The organism is Nonomuraea sp. NPDC004354 (genome assembly GCF_053602555.1).
This window is the reverse complement of the sequence record NZ_JBSGDV010000021.1, coordinates 69,556-88,548: the sequence shown is the minus strand read 5'-3', so window position 1 is coordinate 88,548 and position 18,993 is coordinate 69,556. Positions and strand designations below refer to the sequence as shown.

Sequence of the window (18,993 nt, the reverse complement as noted above, 5' to 3'; positions counted from 1 at the left end):
ATCCCCTACCTGCCCGCCGCAGCCCTCGTCTCCCCCGGACCGCTGGCACGGCATCCCCTATCTGCCCGCCGCAGCCCCCGTCTCCCCCGGCACCGGGAAGTCCGCCGGCAGGGCCGTCCCCGGAAAGCGGGAAAGGCCGACGCGGGTGCGGCGAAGGGAGGGTGAGAGCCGATCGCAGGAGGATGACCGAACGTGACGACCGAGACACGCGAGCAAGCGGGCGACGATGAGCTCGTCGCCCGCTTTCGGCTGGACGCGGAGGAGTTCACGGCCGTCTACGACCGTTACTTCCACGACGTGTACCTGTATGCGGCCGGCCGGCTGGACACCCAGGCCGGGGAGGACATCGCGGCGGAGACCTTCTGCCTGGCCTTCCGCGACCGCGGGCGCTTCGATACCGCCCGCGGAGGGCTGCGGCCGTGGCTGTTCGGCATCGCCACCAACCTGATCGCCCGCCACCGGCGCAAAGAGGCACGTCACTACCGGGCGCTGGCCAAGGCGGGTCTTGAGCCACCTGCCGGCAGCCACGAGGCTCGCGTGGTCGACTCGGTGGCCGCCCAACACATGAGACCCGGTCTGGCGAGGGCCTTGGCCGCGCTCAACCGGGGCGAGCGTGACGTCGTGCTGCTGGTCAGCCTGGCCGACCTGACGCACCACGAAGTCGCCGAAGCGCTCGGCATCTCCTACGGCACTGTCGGTTCCCGGCTCAGCCGCGCCCGCAAGAAGATCCACAAGACGATGGCCCAGGAGGGCAATCATGGATGACCTGCACGAGATTCGGACATTGCTCGCCAAGCCGGACCCGTCGCCCGACGTGGTCGCTCGGCGCCGGCAGGAGCTTCGCCGCAGCATGCGCCGCCGTACCCCCGGGATCGAACTCCGGTGGGTGCTGGTACCCGCGGCCGCCGCGGCCGTCGCAGCCGCTCTGGTGATCGTTCCGGGACACGTCGGGAACTCCCCGCCGGCCTCTGGCGCGCGAGACGTCCTCCTCGTCGCGGCCACCACCGCGGAACGCGCCCCCGAGGGGTCAGGGACGTACTGGCACATCACCATCACCCAGGAGGGAAAGCCGCGGCAGGAGTACTGGTACAAGAAGGACGGCCGGTTCTGGCTGAGGGGAGAAGGGCTCAAGGGCGAAGGCAAGCTGACACAGTTCGCCGACAAGCCCCAGCCGTTCGCGATAGGACCTCTGCGGATGACCTTCGAGGCGCTGCGGCAGCTCCCCACCGACGCGAACGGCCTGTACGAGAAGCTGAAGTCGGCGGTCGCGGACGGCGGTCTGCGCACCAGCGCCGGCAAGCTGAGCGACGAACAGCAGGAGGGCGCCACCATCGAATCCCTCCTGTCCCTGATCAGCGAGGCCCCGGTCTCACCCGAGGTTCGCGCCGCCGCCTACCGGGCACTCGCCGCCCGGCCCGGTGTCCAGGACCTCGGCGATGCCGACGGCGGACGGCGGCTCCAAGTGCCGGTGCTCGACGGTCAGGAAACGCTCACCATTGACCCGGAGACCGGACAGCTCCGGAACACCTCCGTCTGGGCGCCGCTCACCGGAGGCACCGCGCACTCCAGCGGCCCCGTCACGATCGCCACCGAGTGGACCGACCGACTGCCCGACTGACCCGCCAGGCGTGGCCGGGGCGTCGGACGGCTCCATGGCCAAAGCGGCAGGCCACGCAGGAGCAGCAGGTTTTCGCCGGAGGGGTGGCAGCGGAGGCGGACACCGGCGCGAGACCTTCCGGTACGGCAGGGCACGAACAACGCCGTTGCCACCGGAAGGCCACTCCGCGCAGAAGGCGTTTCGCTGGGTCTCCTCACGCCGCGATCATCTTGTTCGTTCGCGGGCACTAAGCTGACCGCCATATGAGAAGCGTCATCCCGGCCGTCGTCACCGGCCTCCTCGCTCTGGGCGCCACCCCCACCGCCCATGCCGCCAAGCCGGCCGACGTCTACAGCAACTATGCCGAGCTGGCCGCGCACGAGACCGAGGGCAAGGACTACCGGCGCGTCCAGCGCCTGCCCAGGAAGGCCACGGTGGCGCACATCGCCATCCACGGCGGCGCGATCGAGGCGCCGACGACCCAGCTGGCCGACCACGCGGCGGGCGGCAGGCACGCCTTCTACTCCTTCGAGGGCATCAAGCCCTCGGACAACGGCGACCTGCACATCACCTCCACCCGTTTCGACGAGCCGCGAGCGCGCGCGCTGGTCGCCGCGGTCGACTACACCGTCTCCTGGCACGCCGCCGCCGGCGCCGAGGCGACCACCTACGTCGGCGGTCGCGACAGGAAGCTGGCCAAGAAGATCACCACCGCGCTGCGCGCCGCGGGGTTCACCGTCGCGGCGTCGACGCCGGAAGAGATCAACGGCGACAGCCCCGCCAACATCGCGAACCGCAACCGCAGAGGCATGGGGGTGCAGCTGGAGCTGAGCCGCGGGCAGCGCAAGCAGTTCTTCGCCGGGGGCAACCTGAGCCGCGCCTGGATCGAGGACCCCGCCCACCGCACCAAGGCCTTCTACCGGTACGTCGCCGCGGTCGACAGCGCGCTCTCCTGACCGGGACGGGAGCGGCATCGGTGGCCTGACCGGCGTGAAGCGGCCGGCCGAGGGTAGCTGCACCGCAGGACCTCGTCCCCGAGGAGGGTCTCATGGACACGCGGCGCAAACCCGTCACCCGATCTCCGGTGCAGCTGGCCGCGCTCGTCGTCGGCGCGGTGTTCCTGCTCGTCGGCGTACTCGGCTTCATCCCCGGCATCACCACGCACTATCACGCGCTGGCCGTCGCCGGACCCGGGTCGGGCGCGCTGCTGCTCGGCCTCTTCCAGGTGTCGGTCCTGCACAACGTCGTCCACCTGCTGTTCGGCGTCGCGGGCATCCTGCTGGCCCGGACCTGGGCGGGCGCGCGCGGCTACCTGATCGTCGGCGGCGTGGTCTACCTGCTGCTGTGGGTGTACGGGCTGCTCATCGGTCACCACAGCCCGGCCAACTTCGTGCCCGTCAACATGGCGGACAACTGGCTGCACCTCTTCCTGGGGCTCGGCATGGTCGCCCTGGGCTTCCTGCTGACGCGCGACCGTGTGACCGCCTCGCGGTAGCGCGGCAAGCGCGACCGCCCCACGCTGCCGCGGGACGTGCGGCCGGCCCGCGGCAGCCCGACAAGCGTGACCGCCTGGCGTGGCGCGGGGTGGTCACGTGTCCATCCGTCCCTCTCGCTGGCGGCCGTTCTCCGCGCCGGCCATCCACGCGCCCCCGCCGTTCGCCGCGTCGTAGCGGGCGTTGGGGCTGTAGTAGCGCCGCAGCCAGGCCGCGAGGCCGTCCAACCCGGGCAGCAGGATCCGTTCGGTGACGTTCGCCTGGTCGAGCCAGCCCCTGATGTCCGCCTTGACCCGGCGGGGGATCAGCCAGCCCCACCACAGGTCCGGATGCTCACCCAGCCAGCGCTCCAGCTGCACCACGGGGCTGGACAGCGCCGACAGCACCGACGACTGGTTGACCACCCGATCGTCCATCGAGGGCGGCTCGAAGTAGGCCAGGAACGGCCGCTCCCGGCCGAGCGCGTCGAAGCACGCCAGGTCGCGGGCCCGTTCGGCCAGCATCTCGGTGGAGAAGACCAGGGCCCCCTCCCGGTCGAGCACTGCGCGCAGCGGCTCGGGCAGCAGCCGGTGGGCGCCCGAGCAGTCCACCGCCATCAGCACGGCGTCGTCCTCCGGCCATGAGGCGGTGGCGAAGTGCAGCGCCACCAGCGGCGAGAACGTCCAGTCCAGCAGGCGCGTGGGCAGGCCGTGGTGCTGTCCGAGGGCCAGCCAGTCCCACAGCGTCGGGCCGGGTGCCCTGGTGTGGGCGTACTTGCGGAAGTTGCGGATCAGGTGCGGTTCGAGGGCGGCGTAGTCGCCCTCCAGCCGGGCCAGTCCCGACACGTGCGAGTAGGCGCTGCGCGCCAGGCCGCGGTAGACCAGGGTCGAGTGCGCGTGCTCCTGCCCGCACCGCTGCCCCACCTCGCGGATGGCGTCGTCCAGCTGCCGCCACGACGCCACCTCAGTCATCGTCATACGGCTCCGCTGCCCCCTGCCGCCCCGCTCCACACCTGCGTGACCTGCCGCTATGCGCGGACGTCCCCGCTCTGAGCTGGTACGACACGGACACCACCGGACGGCTACGACTCGTAGTTGTCGGTGACAGTGGGTGAAACAGTGTGAGTCGTGACAACCGGAACCCCGGGTGAGACCGTCGAAACAGTGACACGCGCTGCGCATGGGGGCTGGTTTGGTTCCGGGTTACCGCGAAGTACGTCAGCTGGGCGCCGGCCGTACGGGCCGGGTCTTCCTCGCCACCTACCAGTCCACCGGCGCCTATGTGGCGATCAAGTACCTGAACGCCACCCTGCGCAGGGACGCCGAGTTCATGGAGCGGTTCAGGGCGGAGACGCCGGGCCTGGTGGAGATCGACGACCCGAACGTCGTGCGCTTCTACGAGTACGTCGAGACGCCCACCAGGACCGCCGTGGTGATGGAGCTGGTCGACGGGGTGTCGTTGCGGGCCATCCTGGCCGAGCACCGCAGGACCAGTCCGGAGGCGGCGCTGGCCGTGCTGAAGGGGACGCTGCTCGGGCTGGCGGCGGCGCACGAGCGGGGCATCGCGCATCGCGACGTGAAGCCGGACAACGTGCTGGTCCAGGCGGACGGGACGAGCAAGCTGGCCGATTTCGGCCTGGCCGTCCACGTGGAGGAGCCGGGGGTGCCGGCGGGCAGCCCGCCGTACATGGCGCCCGAGCTGTGGACCGCGGGCACGGCCAGCGTGCTGACCGACCTGTACGCGGCGACCTGTGTGCTGTTCGAGTGCGTCACGGGGCGGCAGCCCTACCGGGCGCCCGACGTGGCGGCGCTGCGCGACAAGCACCTGGTGGAGCCGGTACCGGTGGAGGTGGTGCCCGACGCGGTCCGCGAGCTGTTACGGCGCGGGCTGGCGAAGGATCCCGCGGGCCGGCCGCGCTCGGCCAGGGAGTTCGCGGCCGAGCTGGAGGTGGCGGCGGTCGCCGGGTTCGGCGGGGAGTGGGAGAAGCGGGGCCGCAGGCATCTGGGCGAGCTGGCCACGCTGCTCGCGCTGCGCTATCCGCTGGCCAATCCGGGCTCGCCCCAGGAGACGCAGGCGAGGGGATCGCTGGTGCGGGAGCGGCGGGCGCCGAGGCTGCCGCCGCACCTGTGGATCGCGGGCGGGGCGCTGGTCGCGACGCTGGTCGCGCTGCTGGTCAGCGGGGGACGGCTGCCGCCGGGGCCCGGCACCTTCCTCGCGCCCCCGCCCAAGTCGCCCTTCGAGCTGGGCGCCACGCCGGTCGACTCGAAACCGACGACCGGGAGGACGACGCACCGGCCCGCGGCGTCCAGGACGAGTGCCTCCACGAGCACCGCGCCGGTGAGCCGGCCGCCGGGCACGGGGGTGACGTCCCCGCCGACGACGAGACCGCCGGCACCCCCGAAACCGCCGACACTGCCGGCGACACAGCCGCCGGGCCGCCCGTCCGGCTCGCCCGCGCCGCCCACGAGCGCGCCGCCGAGGGCGGGCGTGCTGCCGCCCGCCGTCAAGTCCGCCGGCATCCTCACCTGGAGCGGGTCGGCGGGGACGGTGAAGGTCGCGACCGAGGGCCCCGGCCCCGTACGGCTGCGCGTCAGCTACACCCGCAGGGAGGGCGACGGGCCGGCCCGCACGGTCCACGAGGACGTGAAGGAGCTGAAGGGCAGCACCGCCTACACCGTGCCGGTGGCGCGCGACCTCGGTGCGGTGGCCTGCGGGAGGCGGGTCTACCTCGGGGTGATCGTGCAGACCGAGCGGGCGGCGGCGAACGGCCCGCAGATCAGCGAGATCCCGGTGGACGGGCCGCCGTGCGCGTCGTCGCCCACGCGGGCCTCCCCGACCGGCACGCCGTCCGCGGGCGTCTCCTCCACGGCCACCTCGCCCACCGCCTCCTCGACGACAGCGGGGGCGACGTCCTCCTCCACCAGCGTGCCCGCCGGCGCTCCTGACCCGGACGCGCCGGAGCCGAGGGTCACCTCGGAGCCGCCGGCGCAGGAGGCCGAACCCGGCGACGACGGCCCGTGGCCGGACGGCGAGGCCGCCCTGGCGCCGTCGGAGGAGTCGTGAGCGAGCGCCTGGTCCGCCCGCCGGCGACGCCCTTGTGAGTGAACCAAGCGTGCGCTAGCTTGGCAGTCGATGGACACCTACTGGGCCGCCTGCGCGCGCGGCGAGTTGGTCATTCAGCGATGCGCGGACTGCGAGCGGCGGGTCCACCTGCCCGCCCCCGCGTGCCCGTGGTGCGGCGGAGGCGAGCTCGCCTTCGAGCCGGTCTCCGGCGACGGCGTGGTGCACACCTTCACCGTGGTGCACCGCTCGTTCGTCCCCGAGTTCCGCGGGCGGGAGCCGTACGTGCTGGCCTGGGTGGACCTGCCGGAGGGGGCGCGCGCATTCGGCCGAGTGGTGGAGTGCCCACCCGACCAGGTGCGCATCGGGATGCCGGTGCGGGTGACGTTCAGCGACGAACTGCCGCAATGGAGGCCCAGGTGAACGTTTTCATCCCCGTGGAGGACGTCGGCAAGGCGATCGCCTTCTACGGGCTTCCGGTGAGGTTCCAGGACGGCGACAGGTTCGCGCTGCTGGAAGGCGGGATCGGGCTCGCCGGCCCGGCCGAGCAGCTCACCGGCGCGACGGCGTTCTGCCTCAAGGTGGACGACCTGGAGCAGGCCGTACGGGACTTCCTCGACAGGGGCGGCGCGGTGGCGAGGGAGCCCGAGGCGGGGCCGCACGAGACGCGCGCGGTCATGCGCGACCCCTCAGGAAACCTCTTCGTGCTCTACTCCCCCGGAGGTTCTCGATGACGCCCTACGGCAACTACGCCTACGCGATCCTGACGGCCAACGCGCTGCGTACCCCCGACCGGGTCGCGCTCACCTACTGCGGCGAGCGGAGCCTCACCTACGACGAGCTGAACAGGGCGGTCAACCGGCGCGCGCACGCGCTGCTCGCGGCGGGCGTACTGCCGGGACAGCGGGTCGCGGCGCTGCTCAACGAGACGCTGACGGTGGCGGAGGTCTACCTCGCGCAGGCCAAGGTGGGAGCCGTCACGGCGGCGCTCAACCCCTACTGGCCGGTGGAGACGCTGCGGGAGGTGGTCGCCGCCTCGGGGTGCACGGCGTTCGTCCACGACGCCACCGTCGCGCGGATCGTCGAGGAGATCAGGCCCGCGCTGCCGCAGATCACCACGTGGATCGACGCGGCCGGGCTGACCTCGCCGGAGGAGGGCGAGCCGCCGCTCGGCGCCGGCTTCGACGACCCGCTGGCGCTGTACTACACCTCCGGCACGACCGGCCTGCCCAAGCCGGTCGTCCACACGCACGCCTCCAGCCTGGCCACCGCCCAGATCTGGCTCGACGTCCCGCGCGCGCCCGACTCGGTCTTCGGCACCGGCGCGATCATCTGGGGCATCGGCTTCCCCGCGATCGTCGGGCCCGCCCTCCACGCAGGGATGCGCCTGGTCCTCGAGCAGGACTGGGGGCCGGCCAACTTCCTGAAGGTCGTCCCGAGGGAGAAGGTCACCCACGTCTCGCAGATCCCCTCCTTCTACGCGGCGCTGCTCGGCTCGCCCGAGCACGAGCAGGTCGACCTGTCGTCGATCAGCGTCATCATGCTCGGCGGCGAGCCGCTGACCGCCTCGCTGCTGTCGAGGATCAAGCAGCGGTTACCCGGCGCGGGCGTCTACTCCTACTACGGCCAGACCGAGGCCCCCTACACCTGCGTGGGCCGGGTCGACGACGGCTCGACCCCGCTCGGCACCTCGGGCAGGGCCCGCACCGGCTGCGCCGTCGCGATCACCGACCCGTCGGGCGCGCGCGTCGTCGACACCGTCGGCGAGATCAACCTGGCCGGGCCGCACCGGATGGCGGGCTACGACCGGCTGCCCGACACGACCGCCGAGGTGCTGCGCGGCGAGTGGTACGTCGGCGGCGACCTCGGCACCCTGTCGGCCGACGGCGTGCTGCAGGTGCTCGGGCGGCGCGAGGACGCGATCCTCAAGGGCGGCGTCTGGACCCAGCCCTCCACCGTCGAGGAGGCGGCCACGGCGCTCGACGCGGTGGCCGAGGCGGGCGCGGTCGGGGTCGGCGACGGCCGGATCCTGCTCGCGGTGGTGCCGGTCACCGGGGAGACGCTCGACTCGTCCAAGATCGCGCTCGCGCTGGCGGACATCCTGCCGCCACACCAGCGGCCCGACGCGATCGTGGTCACCGAGTCGCTCCCGCACGCCGCGGACGCCTCCGGCGGCCCCGGCAAGCTGCTGCGGCGCGAGATCCGAGAGACGTACCGGCACCTTGTGGACTGAACACCAGGTCAAGGAGCTGCTCAGGCAGGCCGGCATCCCGGTGCCGCGCGGGGTCACCGACCCCGCGCTCGCCGGGACGCTGACCCCGCCGCTGGTCCTCAAGGCCGCGGGCCTGCTGCACAAGTCCGACGCGGGAGGGGTACGGCTCGGCCTGACCCACGACACGCTCGGCCCCGCCGTCACCGAGATGCGCGAGCGGCTCGGCGCCGGCTTCCTGATCGAGGAGCAGGCCCCGCCGGGGGTCGAGCTGATCGTCGGGCTGGTGCGCGACCCCGGGTTCGGCCCCGTCCTGCTGGCGGGGCTCGGCGGGGTGTGGACCGAGGTGCTGCACGACACCGCGCTGCGCCTGTGCCCCGTCTCCGAGGCCGACGCGCGGCGCATGCTGGCGTCGCTGCGCGGCTCCGCCCTCCTGGACGGCTACCGCGGCGCGCCGCCCGCCGACGTGGACGCGGTCGTGAAGCTCCTGCTGGCGATCGGCGGGCACGGGGGGCTCTGGGAACGGCTGGAGCTGGGCGAGTTCGAGCTCAACCCGGTGATCGCCGGCCCCTCCGGCGTGATCGCCGTGGACGCCCGCTACCTGCCCTCCGCCGCTCCGTCCTTCGTCCCGCCCGTCGCGCGGGACTTCACCGCCCTGTTCGAGCCGCGCCGGGTCGCCGTGGTGGGGGCGTCGTCGAGCAAGCCCACCTTCGGCAACATGTTCCTGGAGTTCTACCTGGCGGCGGGCGCGGACGTGGTGGCCGTCCACCCCACGGCCGCCGCGGTCGGCGGGGTGCCCGCGGTGCCCTCGCTGGCGGCGGCCGGCGCGGACTACGCGCTGGTGGCGGTGCCCGCGCCGCGCTGCGCCGAGGTGGTACGGCAGGCGCGCGGCGTGCCGTACACGCAGGTCATGAGCGGCGGGTTCGGCGAGGCGGGCCGCGCGGACCTGGAGGCGGCGCTGGTCGCGGCGGCCCGCGAGGCGGGGACGCGGCTGCTCGGGCCCAACTGCATGGGCGTCTACTGCCCGCGGGGGCGGCAGACGTTCGTCGGCGGCGGGCTCGGACCGGCGGGCACGGTCGCGCTGATCTCGCAGAGCGGCGGGCTGGCCGGTGAGGTGATCAAGGTGGGCGAGCGGCGGGGGCTGGCCTTCAGCCGGGTCGCCACGGTCGGGAACGCGGCCGACGTGACGCCCGCCGAGCTGCTGCGCTGGCTGTCCGACGACCCGTCGACCGCCGTCGTCGGGCTCTACCTGGAGGATCCGCGCGACGGGCGCGCGCTGTTCTCGGCGCTGGCGGGCTGTCCGCTGCCGGTCGTGATGCTGGTGGGCGGGCGCAGCGGCCAGGGGCGCAGGGCGGCCGCCTCGCACACCGGGGGGATGGTGACCGACTCCCGGATCTGGCAGGCCCTGGCCGACCAGACCGGCGCCACGCTCGTCACCACCCAGGACGCCCTGATCGGCGCCCTGGCCTACTTCCAGTCCCACGCCCCCCGCCTCCCCTCCCGCCGCACCCCCACCGACCCAGGCCCCGCGATCCCGGCCCCTCCCACCCCGCAAGACCCCGGCCCCGCGACCACCCGCCGCACGCCCGCCGACTTCGGCCCCGCGACCGGCTCGGGGTCCCTCCCCGGGGTGCTGGTGGTGGGCCCCAGCGGCGGCGCCGGTGTGCTCGCCGCCGACGCCTTCGACGGCGCGGGCCTCACCCTCGACCCCCTCCCCGCCGACGTGCTCGACGACCTCAGGGCGCTCGGCCTGGGCGTGGGAAGCTCGCTGGCCAACCCCCTCGAGGTCCCGGTCGGCCCCCGCGGCAGGCCCGACCTGGTCAAGCAGGTGATCACCACGATCGTCCGCCGCCTGCCGTACCAGGACGTCGTCGCCCACGTGAACGTGCAGAGCTTCTTCACCTACGGCACCAGCGCCGACCCCCTGCGCGCCTACGCCCGCCACCTGGGCGAGGTCGAAGGCGTCAGGGTCACGCTCGTCACCAGGAACGGCGAATTCGCCCCGCCGGGTGTCGAGGACGAGATCAGGGCGATCGCCGCCGAGGCGGGTATACCCGTCTACCGAACCATGGAGGCGGCCGCGATCGCCGTCGCCGCCGGTCAACGTTTCTGTGGAGGCACCGATGGGACTGCTTGACGGCAAGATCGCGCTGATCACCGGCGGCGCGCGCGGCATGGGCGAGGCGCACGTGCGCCTGTTCGTGGAGGAGGGCGCCCGGGTCGTCTTCGGTGACGTGCTCGACGACGAGGGGAAGCAGCTGGCCGAGGCGACCGGCGCCACGTTCGTCCATCACGACGTGACGAACCCCGCCGAGTGGGAGCGCGCCGTCGGCACCGCGGTCGACACCCATGGCAGGCTCGACATCCTCGTCAACAACGCTGGGATCCTGAAATATGGCCGTATCAGTGATATGTCGCTGGAGGATTTCCAGCGGGTCGTCGGCGTCAACCTCACGGGGACCTGGCTGGGGATCAAGTCGGTCATCGACGCCATGAAGGCGGCCGGACGCGGCTCGATCGTGAACATCTCCTCCATCGAGGGGTTCATCGGCGCGGCGGGGCTGTCGGCCTATGCCGCCTCCAAGTTCGGCGTGCGCGGCGTGACCAAGGCGGCGGCGCGCGAGCTCGCCCCGTTCAAGATCCGCGTCAACTCCGTCCACCCCGGCGCGATCAACACCCCGATGGCCACCGACCCGGACCTGATGGCCGAGGTCGACGGCGAGGCGTTCGTGAAGTCGATGGTCATCAAGCGCTTCGCCAAACCGGTCGAGGTCTCGCACGTGGTGGCGTTCCTGGCCTCGGACCGGTCCAGTTACTGCACCGGCAGCGAGTTCACCGTGGACGGCGGCCTGCTGACGGGCGCCGGCTACTGACCGGGACCCCCGCCCGTGGAGAGCGAGGCGAGCGCGGCCGTGGTGAGGGCGCCCGGCGCGATCAGGGCGGCGAGCGCGACACCCGCCGCGAGCATCCGGCCGGTCATCGCTGCACCGCCATGAACAGCGCGCCGTCGTCGGTCCACCCCGGCAGCCGGTAGCTGTCCACCGTGCGTGTCGCACCCGTCGCCGGGTCGACGGCCAGCACCTGGACGTTCCATCGGTTCTCCGCGCCGTGCGCGCCGACCTTCACCGTCAGCTCACCCGCCCGCCACGCCAGGCCGTACGCCGAGGGGCCCAGCGACACCTCCCCTGCCAGCCACTGCCCGGCCGCGAGGTCGTAGCGGCGCAGCCTGCCCTGCTCCAGCGTGACCAGCGTGCCGCCGTCGGCCGACAGCGCGAGGTCGGCCGGCACGACGTCCCGCGGCGGGACCCAGGCGGCCGACGTGCCGTCCGTCCGGTGCGCCGACACCTGGACGGTGTCGTCCTTCAGCTGCCGCCTGGACAGCACCTCGTCCCCGTCCGCGCTGAAACCCGCGGGCTCGCCGCCCACGGGCAGCGACACGGTACGGCCCGAGCCGACCTCGACGAGCAGGTCGGCGGTGTCGCTGGCGCGCCGTCCGTCGCCGAGCCGCTCGTCGTAGTGGTCGATGAGCAGGCGGCTGCCGTCCTCGCTCAGCCACATGGCCCTGACGTGCGCGCCGGACGGCCCGACGAAGCTCTCGCCGCCCGCCATCGAGGCGACGACCACGCGCCGGTCGCTCGTGCGGACGTAAGCCAGGTGCAGGCCGTCGCCGCTGATGGCGACCGGGGCGGCGTCCCCCGGGGTGGTCGCGGCTCGCGCCACCGAGAGGTTCTTCCGCTTGCCGTCGGCGAACTCGAGCTGCCACGTGCCGGTCGGCACCTCGCCGTCGTTGGTCGGCCTCGCCTGCAGCCACGCGGCTCGAAGAGGTGTCGGGCCCGACGCGAAGCCGCCGCTGAGCACCTGGGCCAGCAGGACGAACGCGAACGTGCCGTACAAGATCTTCACATCGGGTTGGACCCGGAAGACTCACCCCCGGTTGACAACGAATCGATAACGCTCACTGTGCGTGACGATCTTCCGGCCAGGTCAGGGCCGTCGCGGACCGCTTCGGGGTCAGAGGCCCAGCCACGCCGCGGGGGTGATGAACAGGCCCGTGGCCTCCACCAGCGTCTCGCCGCCCGGCAGCGCGATGCGGCCCTCCGCCCATGTCTTGCGGCCCTCGGTGCGGGTGTACTCGGCGGTGGCGACCAGCGCCGTGCCGTACGGCACCGGGCTGCGGTAGCGGACGGTCAGCGTGCCCGTCATCCCCGCCGAGCCCGCGGTGGCGACGGCCTGGCCGAGCATGTGGTCGAGGATCATGGCGCTAATGCCGCCGTGGACGCCGTTCGGCGGGCCCTCGTGCATCGGCTTGAAGATCACGTCAGCCCGCACGCCGCCGTCGAAGACCTCGATGACCAGGGGCAGCGCGTGCGGGTTCGCGGCGCCGGTGACGGCGTTGCCGAGGTGCCGCAGCGTGCCGTCGGGGGCGATCTCGAACGGCTGGGGCGTCTGGCGGACGGTGGCGCGCAGGCGCTCGGTGACCGCGGCCAGGGCGGCGGTGGCGGCGACCAGATCGGCCTCGGCGACGTCGGTCAGCGCGACCGCGTCCATCAGCTCACGGGTCTGCTGGGTAAGGGCACAGAGGGCGGCGAGGCGGGTTTCCTCGGTTCCTAGTTCGACCGACATGCGGCACACCTTACCGAACCCCATTCGGTAGATCTTTTTGGGATATGTCGGTTTTCTGGAGAAAATCCTGAATCGCTCTTGACCTGGGGTTTCACCTTCCGGGATCGCCCGGGCCGCGGTTGGGACGTGCTTGACCTGCTCTTTCCCAAGGTAGCCTCCAACCTCACGAGCCCCATCGTGCACGGAAGGTTTCCCCATACTTCCATGACCCCAGAGACAGACAAGCTCATCAAGCTCCTCGAGAGCGAACTCGGCTACTCCGAGGGCAAAGGCGCGTACACCAAGTTCGGCGACTGGTACGGCAAGACGGTCGAGTTCGACGCCGACTACAGCGGCGCTCCCTGGTGTGACATGTTCCTGTCCTGGGCGGCCCACAAGCTCGGCTACGAGGAGTGGGTCGGGCAGTTCGCCTATACCGTCGCGCACGCCAAGTGGTTCAAGGAGAACGACGCCTGGGGTCACCAGCCGAAGCCGGGCGCCCTGGTCTTCTACGACTGGAGCGGCTCCAACAAGATCGACAACATCGACCACGTGGGCATCGTCACCAGGGTCGAAGGGGACACGATCTTCACGATCGAGGGCAACATCGACGGCGGCATCGCCAAGCGCAAGGAGCGCGACCAGAGCAAGGTCGCGGGCTACGGCTATCCGGAGAAGATCAAGAAGCGGCTCGACGCGGCCAAGCTGAAGGAGGCCGAGGTCGACGGGTCACTGGCGCCCGACACCGAGCCCAGCCAGGTCGACCGGCTCCAGCTGCCGGCGCAGACCGAGACGACGAGCGTCACCGCGCTCATCCCCAGGCACGAGGCCCCCTCGACGGCCCCCTCGGTGTCCGTGGCCGGCCGCGAGCACGCCGTCTCGCCCGCCGCCCCACTCTCCACCTCCCCGCTCTCCACCTCTGCGGTCTCCCCTTCCTCCAGCTCCCCCAGCTCCCCCAGCCCGTCGCCCGGCACCTCGACCGGCACCTCGATCGGCACCTCGCCCGGCACCTCGCCCGGCACTTCGATCGGCACCTCGCGGCCCGCCGAGGCGCCCGTGGCGACCGCCGCGCGGCAGCCCGGCACCAACGCACAGCAGCCGGGCACCAAGAAGGGCAAGCACGCCAAGCCCGCCACCGCCGACACCGAGGCCACCACCCGCGAACCCGTCACGGCCTTCAAGGACGCCTCGTCCACGACGCCGGCGCCCGGCCTCGGCTCCCCCGCGATCATCGGGCCCGTGCTGCTGGCCGCCCTCGGGTTGCTGGCCGTGGCCCGCACCCGCCAGCTGCGGGTACGGCCCGCCGCCCCGGCCCCGTCCCGCACGACGCGCCGGCCAGGGCGCCGTTCCGCCGGAACGCGCCGCCGCGCTCCGGGGCAGGCGCGTCCCGAGCCGCTGTTCGCCGCCACGACGACGACCACCCCCGAACTGGCGCCCCCCACGGCGACCCCGTTCTCCGTCACCGGCCTTCCCTCGGCCGCGCCCCTGCTCACCGGCCTGCCCTCGGTCGCGGACGCGTCCCTCGCCCTCAGCGCCTCGGCCGCTGCGGCGGCGTCGTCGACGGTCGCCGCCACCGGCCCGGCCGCGCTCGACGCGCTCTCGCATGCCCGGCAGTCCGACCTCGACGCGGCCGCCGCACTCGCCGCGGGCCTCGAGGCGTCGAACGCGGTCCTGGCCGAGCTGGAGTCCTCGACCACGGCGCCGTTCGACGCCTTCAGCGCGGCCCGCCAGGGCGACGTCCTGAGCACCGACCTCAACCTCTTCGGCGCCGGCGGCAACCCGTTCAGGGACGACGACGCCATCCTGGGCACGGACCTCAACCTGTTCGGCGGCCCCAGCCCCTTCAGGGACGAAGACGCCACCCTCAGCACCGACCTCGACCTGTTCGGCGGCCCGAGCCCCTTCAGGGACGAAGACGCCACCCTCAGCACCGACCTCGACCTGTTCGGCGGCCCGAGCCCGCTGAGGGACGACCTCTTCGGCGCCTCGCACGGGCAAGCGGCGCCCGCCTCCTGGGAGGGCTCCGCCTTCGCCGCCGCCCAGGAGTCCAGGTCGCTGGGCGGCTACCGGGGCAGGCGCCGCCGCCGGGAGCACCCGGTGGAGGAGAGCACCACGTTCCGTCCCGACCTCCCGGCCCGTGGCCGCCGGCACCGCACCACCGAGAACGTCCGCCCCCACCGCGCCACCTCCACGGGCGCCCCCGCCACCGCGTTCTCCCCCGACGCCCCGCTCCGGGGCCGCCGTCACCGCCCCACGCCCGTACCGGCCCACCCGAGCCCGGCCTCGTCAAACGGCCCCACCCGCACCGCCGCCGTCCACCCGAGCACGGCGCATGCGGCCCTCACCCACACGGGCGCCACCCACCCGAGCACAGCGCATACCGGCCCCACTCACACGGGCGCCACCCACCCAAGCACAGCGCATACCGGCCCCACTCACACGGGCGCCACCCACCCAAGCACAGCGCACGCCGGCCTCACCCACACCGCCACCGCCGACCTGAGCCCAGCCAGCTCAAACCCGGGTCAGGAGCACGCGGGTCCGGTCCTTCCGGGTTCGTTCCGCACGCTCATCGAGCCGCTCCCGGCGCACCGCCCCCTCTTCCAGAGCCCGGTCGTCCCGACCCCCGAGCCATGGGACACCCTGTGGGAGGCCGTCGCGAAGGAACCCGTGCTCACCGGCGCGGCCCCCTCCCGCGACACCTCCGCCGACACCGGTTCCGACGCCGCAGGCCGTACCTCCGCCCGGAACCGCAGGGGCCGCCACCGCGCCTGACCCCGCCGCCGCGCCCGCGCCCTCCTACTGCCCCCCACCACCCCGCCCGGGCCTCCCGCCCGGGCACTCCACGACCCCGCCGGACGCCTCCCGCACTGGCTCCCGCGACCCAGCCCGCGCTTCCAGCCCGGGGGCATCCCACGACCCGCCGGGCGCCTTCCGCCCCAGGCTCCCGCGACCCGGCCCGCGCCTCCCGCCCGCGCCTCTCGCGCCCAAGGCCGCAGGGGCCGCTGCGCCTGGGCCCGCCACCATGCCAGGGCGGCGGAGGTCGGCGCGGCTGACCGCGCTGGGGTCGCAAGGCCAACCGGCGTGGGCGATCAGATGCCGTGGTCCGCGGCGAAGGCGGTCAGGCGGGCGACGGCGTCCCGTGTCCGGGTCCACGGGCGGACGATCAGGCGGTCCACGCCCATCGCCGCCCACGCGTCCACCTCCCGGGGCGACTCCAGCGAGGAGGCGTGGACGGTGACCGAGAAGGGCCGCCCGTCGCGCAACCGGGCCAGCCGTTCCAGCTGGGGCGCCGCCGACTCCAGCGTGTGGGGCATGCTGATCCAGCCGTCGCACAGCGTGGCGGCCCTGCGCAGCGCCGCCGCCGACTCGCCGCCGGCGAGGATGGGCAGCGGGCGCTGGACGGGTTTCGGCTCGAAGGCCACCTCGGGGAAGGTGAAGAACCGGCCGTGGTGGGCCACCGACCGCTCCGACCACAGGCGGCGGGTGACGGTGATGGCCTCGTCGAGGCGCGGGCCGCGGGTGGCGAAGTCGATTCCGGCGGCCACCCACTCGCTCTGGTACCAGCCCGCGCCGACCCCGCAGACGGCCCGCCCGCCGGAGACGATGTCGAGGGTGGCGAAGGCGCGGGCGGAGACGAAGGGGTGGCGCAGGGCGAAGAGGTGCACCGCCGTACCGAGCCTGATCCTGGAGGTGAGGCCCGCCAGCCAGCACAGGTAGGCGGGCGCGTCGAACAGCGGCGTGTGCGGGGTGATGCCGGGCGAGGACGTGCCCGGGTAGCGGGCCAGTGACAGGTCGGTGGCGAACACCAGGTGTTCGGGTATCCACAGCGACTCGAAGCCGAGCTCGTCGGCGGCGACGGCGACGTCCTTCCACGCGGCGGGGTGGAGGAGCCCGAGCGGGACGCCGAACCTCACGCGCCGAACACCGCCTCTGTGACCCTGGCCCGGTGGGCGGCGGTGGTGCCGTAGGCGGCGGTGAGCGACCAGGTCCTGGCCAGCCAGAAGCGCAGGTCGAGCTCGTCGGTGTAGCCGATGGCGCCGTGCACCTGGAGCGCGGCGCGGGCGGCGAGCGCGGCGGCCTCTCCGGCGGCGACCTTGGCGGCGCTCACGTCCCGATCGACGTTCTGCCGGGAACCGGCGCGGTCCACCGACAGGGCCGCCCGGTGGACCAGGGGCGCGGCGAACTCCACCGCGATCGCCACGTCCGCGAGCCGGTGCTTGACCGCCTGGAACGCCCCGATCGGCTGTCCGAACTGGGTGCGGGTCTTCGCGTACTCGACCGACCTGGCCAGCAGTTCCCTGGCCACCCCGACGAGCTGCGCGGACACGCCGACCGTGACCCGCCGCAGGAGCGGCCCCGTCACGCCGGGCCCGGCGGCCACGGCGAGCGGGGCTTCCCGGACGGGGTCCGCGGTGAGCGGCGCCTGCCCCGGGCCGACAGCGGCCGGCCGTTCCCCGACGGGGTCCGCCATGGGCGGCACCCGCCCCGGGCCGACAGCGGCCGGCCGTTCCTGGACGGGGGCCACCGTGCGCTCCCGGTCGACGGCGAACGGCACCCGCCCGGGGTCCACGGCGGCCAGCGGCTCCAGGACGCAGTCCGCCGGCGCGCCGCCGGTGGCGTCCAGCACCACGTCGGCCAGGTCGGCGTCCAGCGCCACCCCGTCCACCAGGAGGGCGATCCGCCCCGCCCCCGGCGCGTACGGCGCGGCGGCCAGCGTCTCGACGACCGGCCCCGGCATGGCCGCCCGCCCGGTCTCCTCGACGGCGGGGATGACGTCGATCAGCGCGAGGCCGAGCCCGCCCGCCTCCTCGTCCACCAGCGCGGTGAAGAAGCCCAGCTCGGCCAGCTGTTTCCAGCCCGATCCGCGGTCGGAGGGGTGGCAGTGGTCGCGCAGCGCCTGCCGTACGGCGGCGCCGAGGGAGAGCTGCTCCTCGGTGAAGGTGAAGTTCATCGGGGCAGCCCCAGGACGCGTTCGGCGATGATGTTGCGCTGGATCTCGTTGGTGCCCGCGTAGATCGGGCCCGCGAGGGAGAACAGGTACGCGTCGAACCACGGCGTGGATGCGGCGCGCGGCCCGAGGAGTTCCATGGCGAGGGTGTGCATGCGCACGTCCAGCTCGGACCAGAAGACCTTGCCGAGGCTGGTGGTCGCGCCGAGCTCGCCCATGACGGCCGCGAAGGTGTGCAGCCGGTAGGCCTCGGCGTCGATCAGGCATCGGGCCGCCCGCTCGCGCGGCACGGGTCCGGCGTCCCTGGCGAGGGAGACGAGCCGGTTCGCGGTGGCGAGGAAGCGTCCGGGGCTGCGCAGGGTGAGACCGCGCTCGGACGAGGTGGTGGCCATCGCGATCTTCCAGCCCTGTCCGACCTCGCCCAGCACCATGTCGTCGGGCACGAAGACGCCGTCGAAGAAGAGTTCGGCGAAGCCGTGCGTGCCGTCGAGCTGGGCGACGGGCCGGACGAGCACGTCGTCCAGCGGGAAGAGGAAGTAGGTCAGTCCCTGGTGGCGCGATCCGGAGGTCCTGAACAGGCCGAAGCCGTGGGAGGCGAACGCGGCGCGGGAGCTCCACGTCTTGTGCCCGTACAGGAGCCAGCCGCCGTCGACCTGGACCGCTCGCGAGGCGAGCGCGGCCAGGTCGCTGCCGGCTCCGGGCTCGGACCAGGCCTGGGCCCAGACGTCCTCGGCCCGCGCCATCCTGGGCAGCAGCGTGGCCCGCTGCTCGGGCGTGCCGAAGGCGAACAGGGTGGGCGCGAGCAGGAAGATGCCGTTCTGGCTGACCCTGCCGGGGGCGCCGCAGGCCCAGTACTCCTCTTCGAAGATCAGCCACTCGATCGGGGAGGCGGCCCGCCCGCCGTACTCCTCGGGCCAGGAGACCACTGACAGGCGCGCGCCGGCCAGGGTCGCCTCCCACGCGCGGTGCGCCTCGAATCCTTCGCGCGTGTCCATGGAGGGCAAGCGCGCGGGCACGTGAGCGGCCAGCCAGTCGCGTACCTCGGCGCGGAAGTCCTCCTCGGCGGGGGTGAAGTCGAGATCCACTCACCCAACCTAGCGCA

At 73.4% G+C, this 18,993-nt stretch carries 17 protein-coding genes; 11 read left to right on the top strand and 6 right to left on the bottom strand.

Annotated elements, in window-relative coordinates; translation table 11 throughout:
* The first annotated feature begins 192 nt into the window (after window positions 1–192).
* The 4 genes from ACWENQ_RS38560 to ACWENQ_RS38545 all read left to right on the top strand — a co-directional run bounded on the left by ACWENQ_RS38560 (window position 193) and on the right by ACWENQ_RS38545 (window position 3,092).
* On the top strand, window positions 193–765 hold the full coding sequence (locus tag ACWENQ_RS38560; protein ID WP_452418677.1) for an RNA polymerase sigma factor: 573 nt from the start codon (window positions 193–195) through the stop codon (window positions 763–765).
* Complete coding sequence (locus ACWENQ_RS38555; RefSeq protein WP_452418676.1) at window positions 758–1,618, top strand: CU044_5270 family protein; 861 nt, start codon at window positions 758–760, stop codon at window positions 1,616–1,618. The genes ACWENQ_RS38560 and ACWENQ_RS38555 overlap by 8 nt, the downstream gene beginning before the upstream one ends.
* Window positions 1,619–1,860: 242 nt before the next feature.
* Window positions 1,861–2,553 (top strand): poly-gamma-glutamate hydrolase family protein, encoded by a 693-nt coding sequence (locus tag ACWENQ_RS38550; protein ID WP_452418675.1) that lies wholly within the window; start codon window positions 1,861–1,863, stop codon window positions 2,551–2,553.
* A gap of 92 nt (window positions 2,554–2,645) precedes the next feature.
* Complete coding sequence (locus tag ACWENQ_RS38545; protein WP_452418674.1) at window positions 2,646–3,092, top strand: DUF4383 domain-containing protein; 447 nt, start codon at window positions 2,646–2,648, stop codon at window positions 3,090–3,092.
* A gap of 93 nt (window positions 3,093–3,185) precedes the next feature.
* Here the strand turns inward: ACWENQ_RS38545 and ACWENQ_RS38540 are convergent, their stop codons facing one another.
* Window positions 3,186–4,046 (bottom strand): FRG domain-containing protein, encoded by an 861-nt coding sequence (locus ACWENQ_RS38540; protein WP_449929211.1) that lies wholly within the window; start codon window positions 4,044–4,046, stop codon window positions 3,186–3,188.
* 214 nt (window positions 4,047–4,260) lie between these two features.
* Here ACWENQ_RS38540 and ACWENQ_RS38535 point away from each other — a divergent pair, with 214 nt between their 5' ends.
* The 6 genes from ACWENQ_RS38535 (at window position 4,261) to ACWENQ_RS38510 (ending at window position 11,211) form a co-directional block, all read left to right on the top strand.
* Window positions 4,261–6,132, top strand: coding sequence for a protein kinase domain-containing protein (locus ACWENQ_RS38535; protein WP_452418672.1), 1,872 nt, complete (start codon window positions 4,261–4,263; stop codon window positions 6,130–6,132).
* 69 nt (window positions 6,133–6,201) lie between these two features.
* A complete protein-coding gene (locus ACWENQ_RS38530) occupies window positions 6,202–6,552 on the top strand; it encodes a Zn-ribbon domain-containing OB-fold protein (protein WP_354918009.1) in 351 nt (116 codons plus the stop codon).
* A complete protein-coding gene (locus tag ACWENQ_RS38525; RefSeq protein ID WP_449929205.1) occupies window positions 6,549–6,863 on the top strand; it encodes a VOC family protein in 315 nt (104 codons plus the stop codon). Before ACWENQ_RS38530 ends, ACWENQ_RS38525 begins: the two co-directional genes overlap by 4 nt.
* Window positions 6,860–8,362, top strand: a complete 1,503-nt coding sequence (locus ACWENQ_RS38520) for a class I adenylate-forming enzyme family protein (protein WP_452418670.1) — start codon at window positions 6,860–6,862, stop codon at window positions 8,360–8,362. The genes ACWENQ_RS38525 and ACWENQ_RS38520 overlap by 4 nt, the downstream gene beginning before the upstream one ends.
* Complete coding sequence (locus ACWENQ_RS38515; protein WP_452418669.1) at window positions 8,352–10,475, top strand: acetate--CoA ligase family protein; 2,124 nt, start codon at window positions 8,352–8,354, stop codon at window positions 10,473–10,475. The genes ACWENQ_RS38520 and ACWENQ_RS38515 overlap by 11 nt, the downstream gene beginning before the upstream one ends.
* Window positions 10,462–11,211 (top strand): glucose 1-dehydrogenase, encoded by a 750-nt coding sequence (locus ACWENQ_RS38510; protein WP_354917997.1) that lies wholly within the window; start codon window positions 10,462–10,464, stop codon window positions 11,209–11,211. Before ACWENQ_RS38515 ends, ACWENQ_RS38510 begins: the two co-directional genes overlap by 14 nt.
* Window positions 11,212–11,314: 103 nt before the next feature.
* On the opposite strand, the gene ACWENQ_RS38505 is transcribed toward ACWENQ_RS38510, so the two are convergent.
* Together ACWENQ_RS38505 and ACWENQ_RS38500 are read right to left on the bottom strand one after the other, a co-directional pair.
* Window positions 11,315–12,241 (bottom strand): hypothetical protein, encoded by a 927-nt coding sequence (locus tag ACWENQ_RS38505; RefSeq protein ID WP_452418667.1) that lies wholly within the window; start codon window positions 12,239–12,241, stop codon window positions 11,315–11,317.
* Window positions 12,242–12,349: 108 nt separating this feature from the next.
* A complete protein-coding gene (locus ACWENQ_RS38500) occupies window positions 12,350–12,961 on the bottom strand; it encodes a PaaI family thioesterase (protein WP_354917992.1) in 612 nt (203 codons plus the stop codon).
* Between the two features lie 204 nt (window positions 12,962–13,165).
* Between ACWENQ_RS38500 and ACWENQ_RS38495 the strand changes: the two genes are divergently transcribed.
* Window positions 13,166–15,715 carry a CHAP domain-containing protein gene (locus tag ACWENQ_RS38495; RefSeq protein WP_452418665.1) on the top strand — a complete coding sequence of 850 codons (2,550 nt, stop codon included), beginning with the start codon at window positions 13,166–13,168 and terminating at the stop codon, window positions 15,713–15,715.
* A 317-nt stretch (window positions 15,716–16,032) separates the two neighbouring features.
* On the opposite strand, the gene ACWENQ_RS38490 is transcribed toward ACWENQ_RS38495, so the two are convergent.
* The 3 genes from ACWENQ_RS38490 to ACWENQ_RS38480 are packed head-to-tail and all read right to left on the bottom strand — an operon-like array spanning window position 16,033 to window position 18,976.
* Window positions 16,033–16,857, bottom strand: coding sequence for a TIGR03619 family F420-dependent LLM class oxidoreductase (locus tag ACWENQ_RS38490; protein ID WP_452418663.1), 825 nt, complete (start codon window positions 16,855–16,857; stop codon window positions 16,033–16,035).
* A complete protein-coding gene (locus ACWENQ_RS38485) occupies window positions 16,854–17,894 on the bottom strand; it encodes an acyl-CoA dehydrogenase family protein (RefSeq protein ID WP_452418662.1) in 1,041 nt (346 codons plus the stop codon). The genes ACWENQ_RS38490 and ACWENQ_RS38485 overlap by 4 nt, the downstream gene beginning before the upstream one ends.
* Window positions 17,891–18,976 carry an acyl-CoA dehydrogenase family protein gene (locus ACWENQ_RS38480; protein ID WP_452418660.1) on the bottom strand — a complete coding sequence of 362 codons (1,086 nt, stop codon included), beginning with the start codon at window positions 18,974–18,976 and terminating at the stop codon, window positions 17,891–17,893. Before ACWENQ_RS38480 ends, ACWENQ_RS38485 begins: the two co-directional genes overlap by 4 nt.
* Between the last annotated feature and the right edge of the window lie 17 nt (window positions 18,977–18,993).

Coding starts and splice junctions, on each gene's coding strand:
- ACWENQ_RS38555 (WP_452418676.1), top strand. CDS start 758: ATGGATGACCTGCACGAGATTCGGACATTGCTCGCCAAGCCGGACCCG.
- ACWENQ_RS38550 (WP_452418675.1), top strand. CDS start 1,861: ATGAGAAGCGTCATCCCGGCCGTCGTCACCGGCCTCCTCGCTCTGGGC.
- ACWENQ_RS38545 (WP_452418674.1), top strand. CDS start 2,646: ATGGACACGCGGCGCAAACCCGTCACCCGATCTCCGGTGCAGCTGGCC.
- ACWENQ_RS38540 (WP_449929211.1), bottom strand. CDS start 4,046: ATGACGATGACTGAGGTGGCGTCGTGGCGGCAGCTGGACGACGCCATC.
- ACWENQ_RS38530 (WP_354918009.1), top strand. CDS start 6,202: ATGGACACCTACTGGGCCGCCTGCGCGCGCGGCGAGTTGGTCATTCAG.
- ACWENQ_RS38520 (WP_452418670.1), top strand. CDS start 6,860: ATGACGCCCTACGGCAACTACGCCTACGCGATCCTGACGGCCAACGCG.
- ACWENQ_RS38510 (WP_354917997.1), top strand. CDS start 10,462: ATGGGACTGCTTGACGGCAAGATCGCGCTGATCACCGGCGGCGCGCGC.
- ACWENQ_RS38500 (WP_354917992.1), bottom strand. CDS start 12,961: ATGTCGGTCGAACTAGGAACCGAGGAAACCCGCCTCGCCGCCCTCTGT.
- ACWENQ_RS38495 (WP_452418665.1), top strand. CDS start 13,166: ATGACCCCAGAGACAGACAAGCTCATCAAGCTCCTCGAGAGCGAACTC.
- ACWENQ_RS38485 (WP_452418662.1), bottom strand. CDS start 17,894: ATGAACTTCACCTTCACCGAGGAGCAGCTCTCCCTCGGCGCCGCCGTA.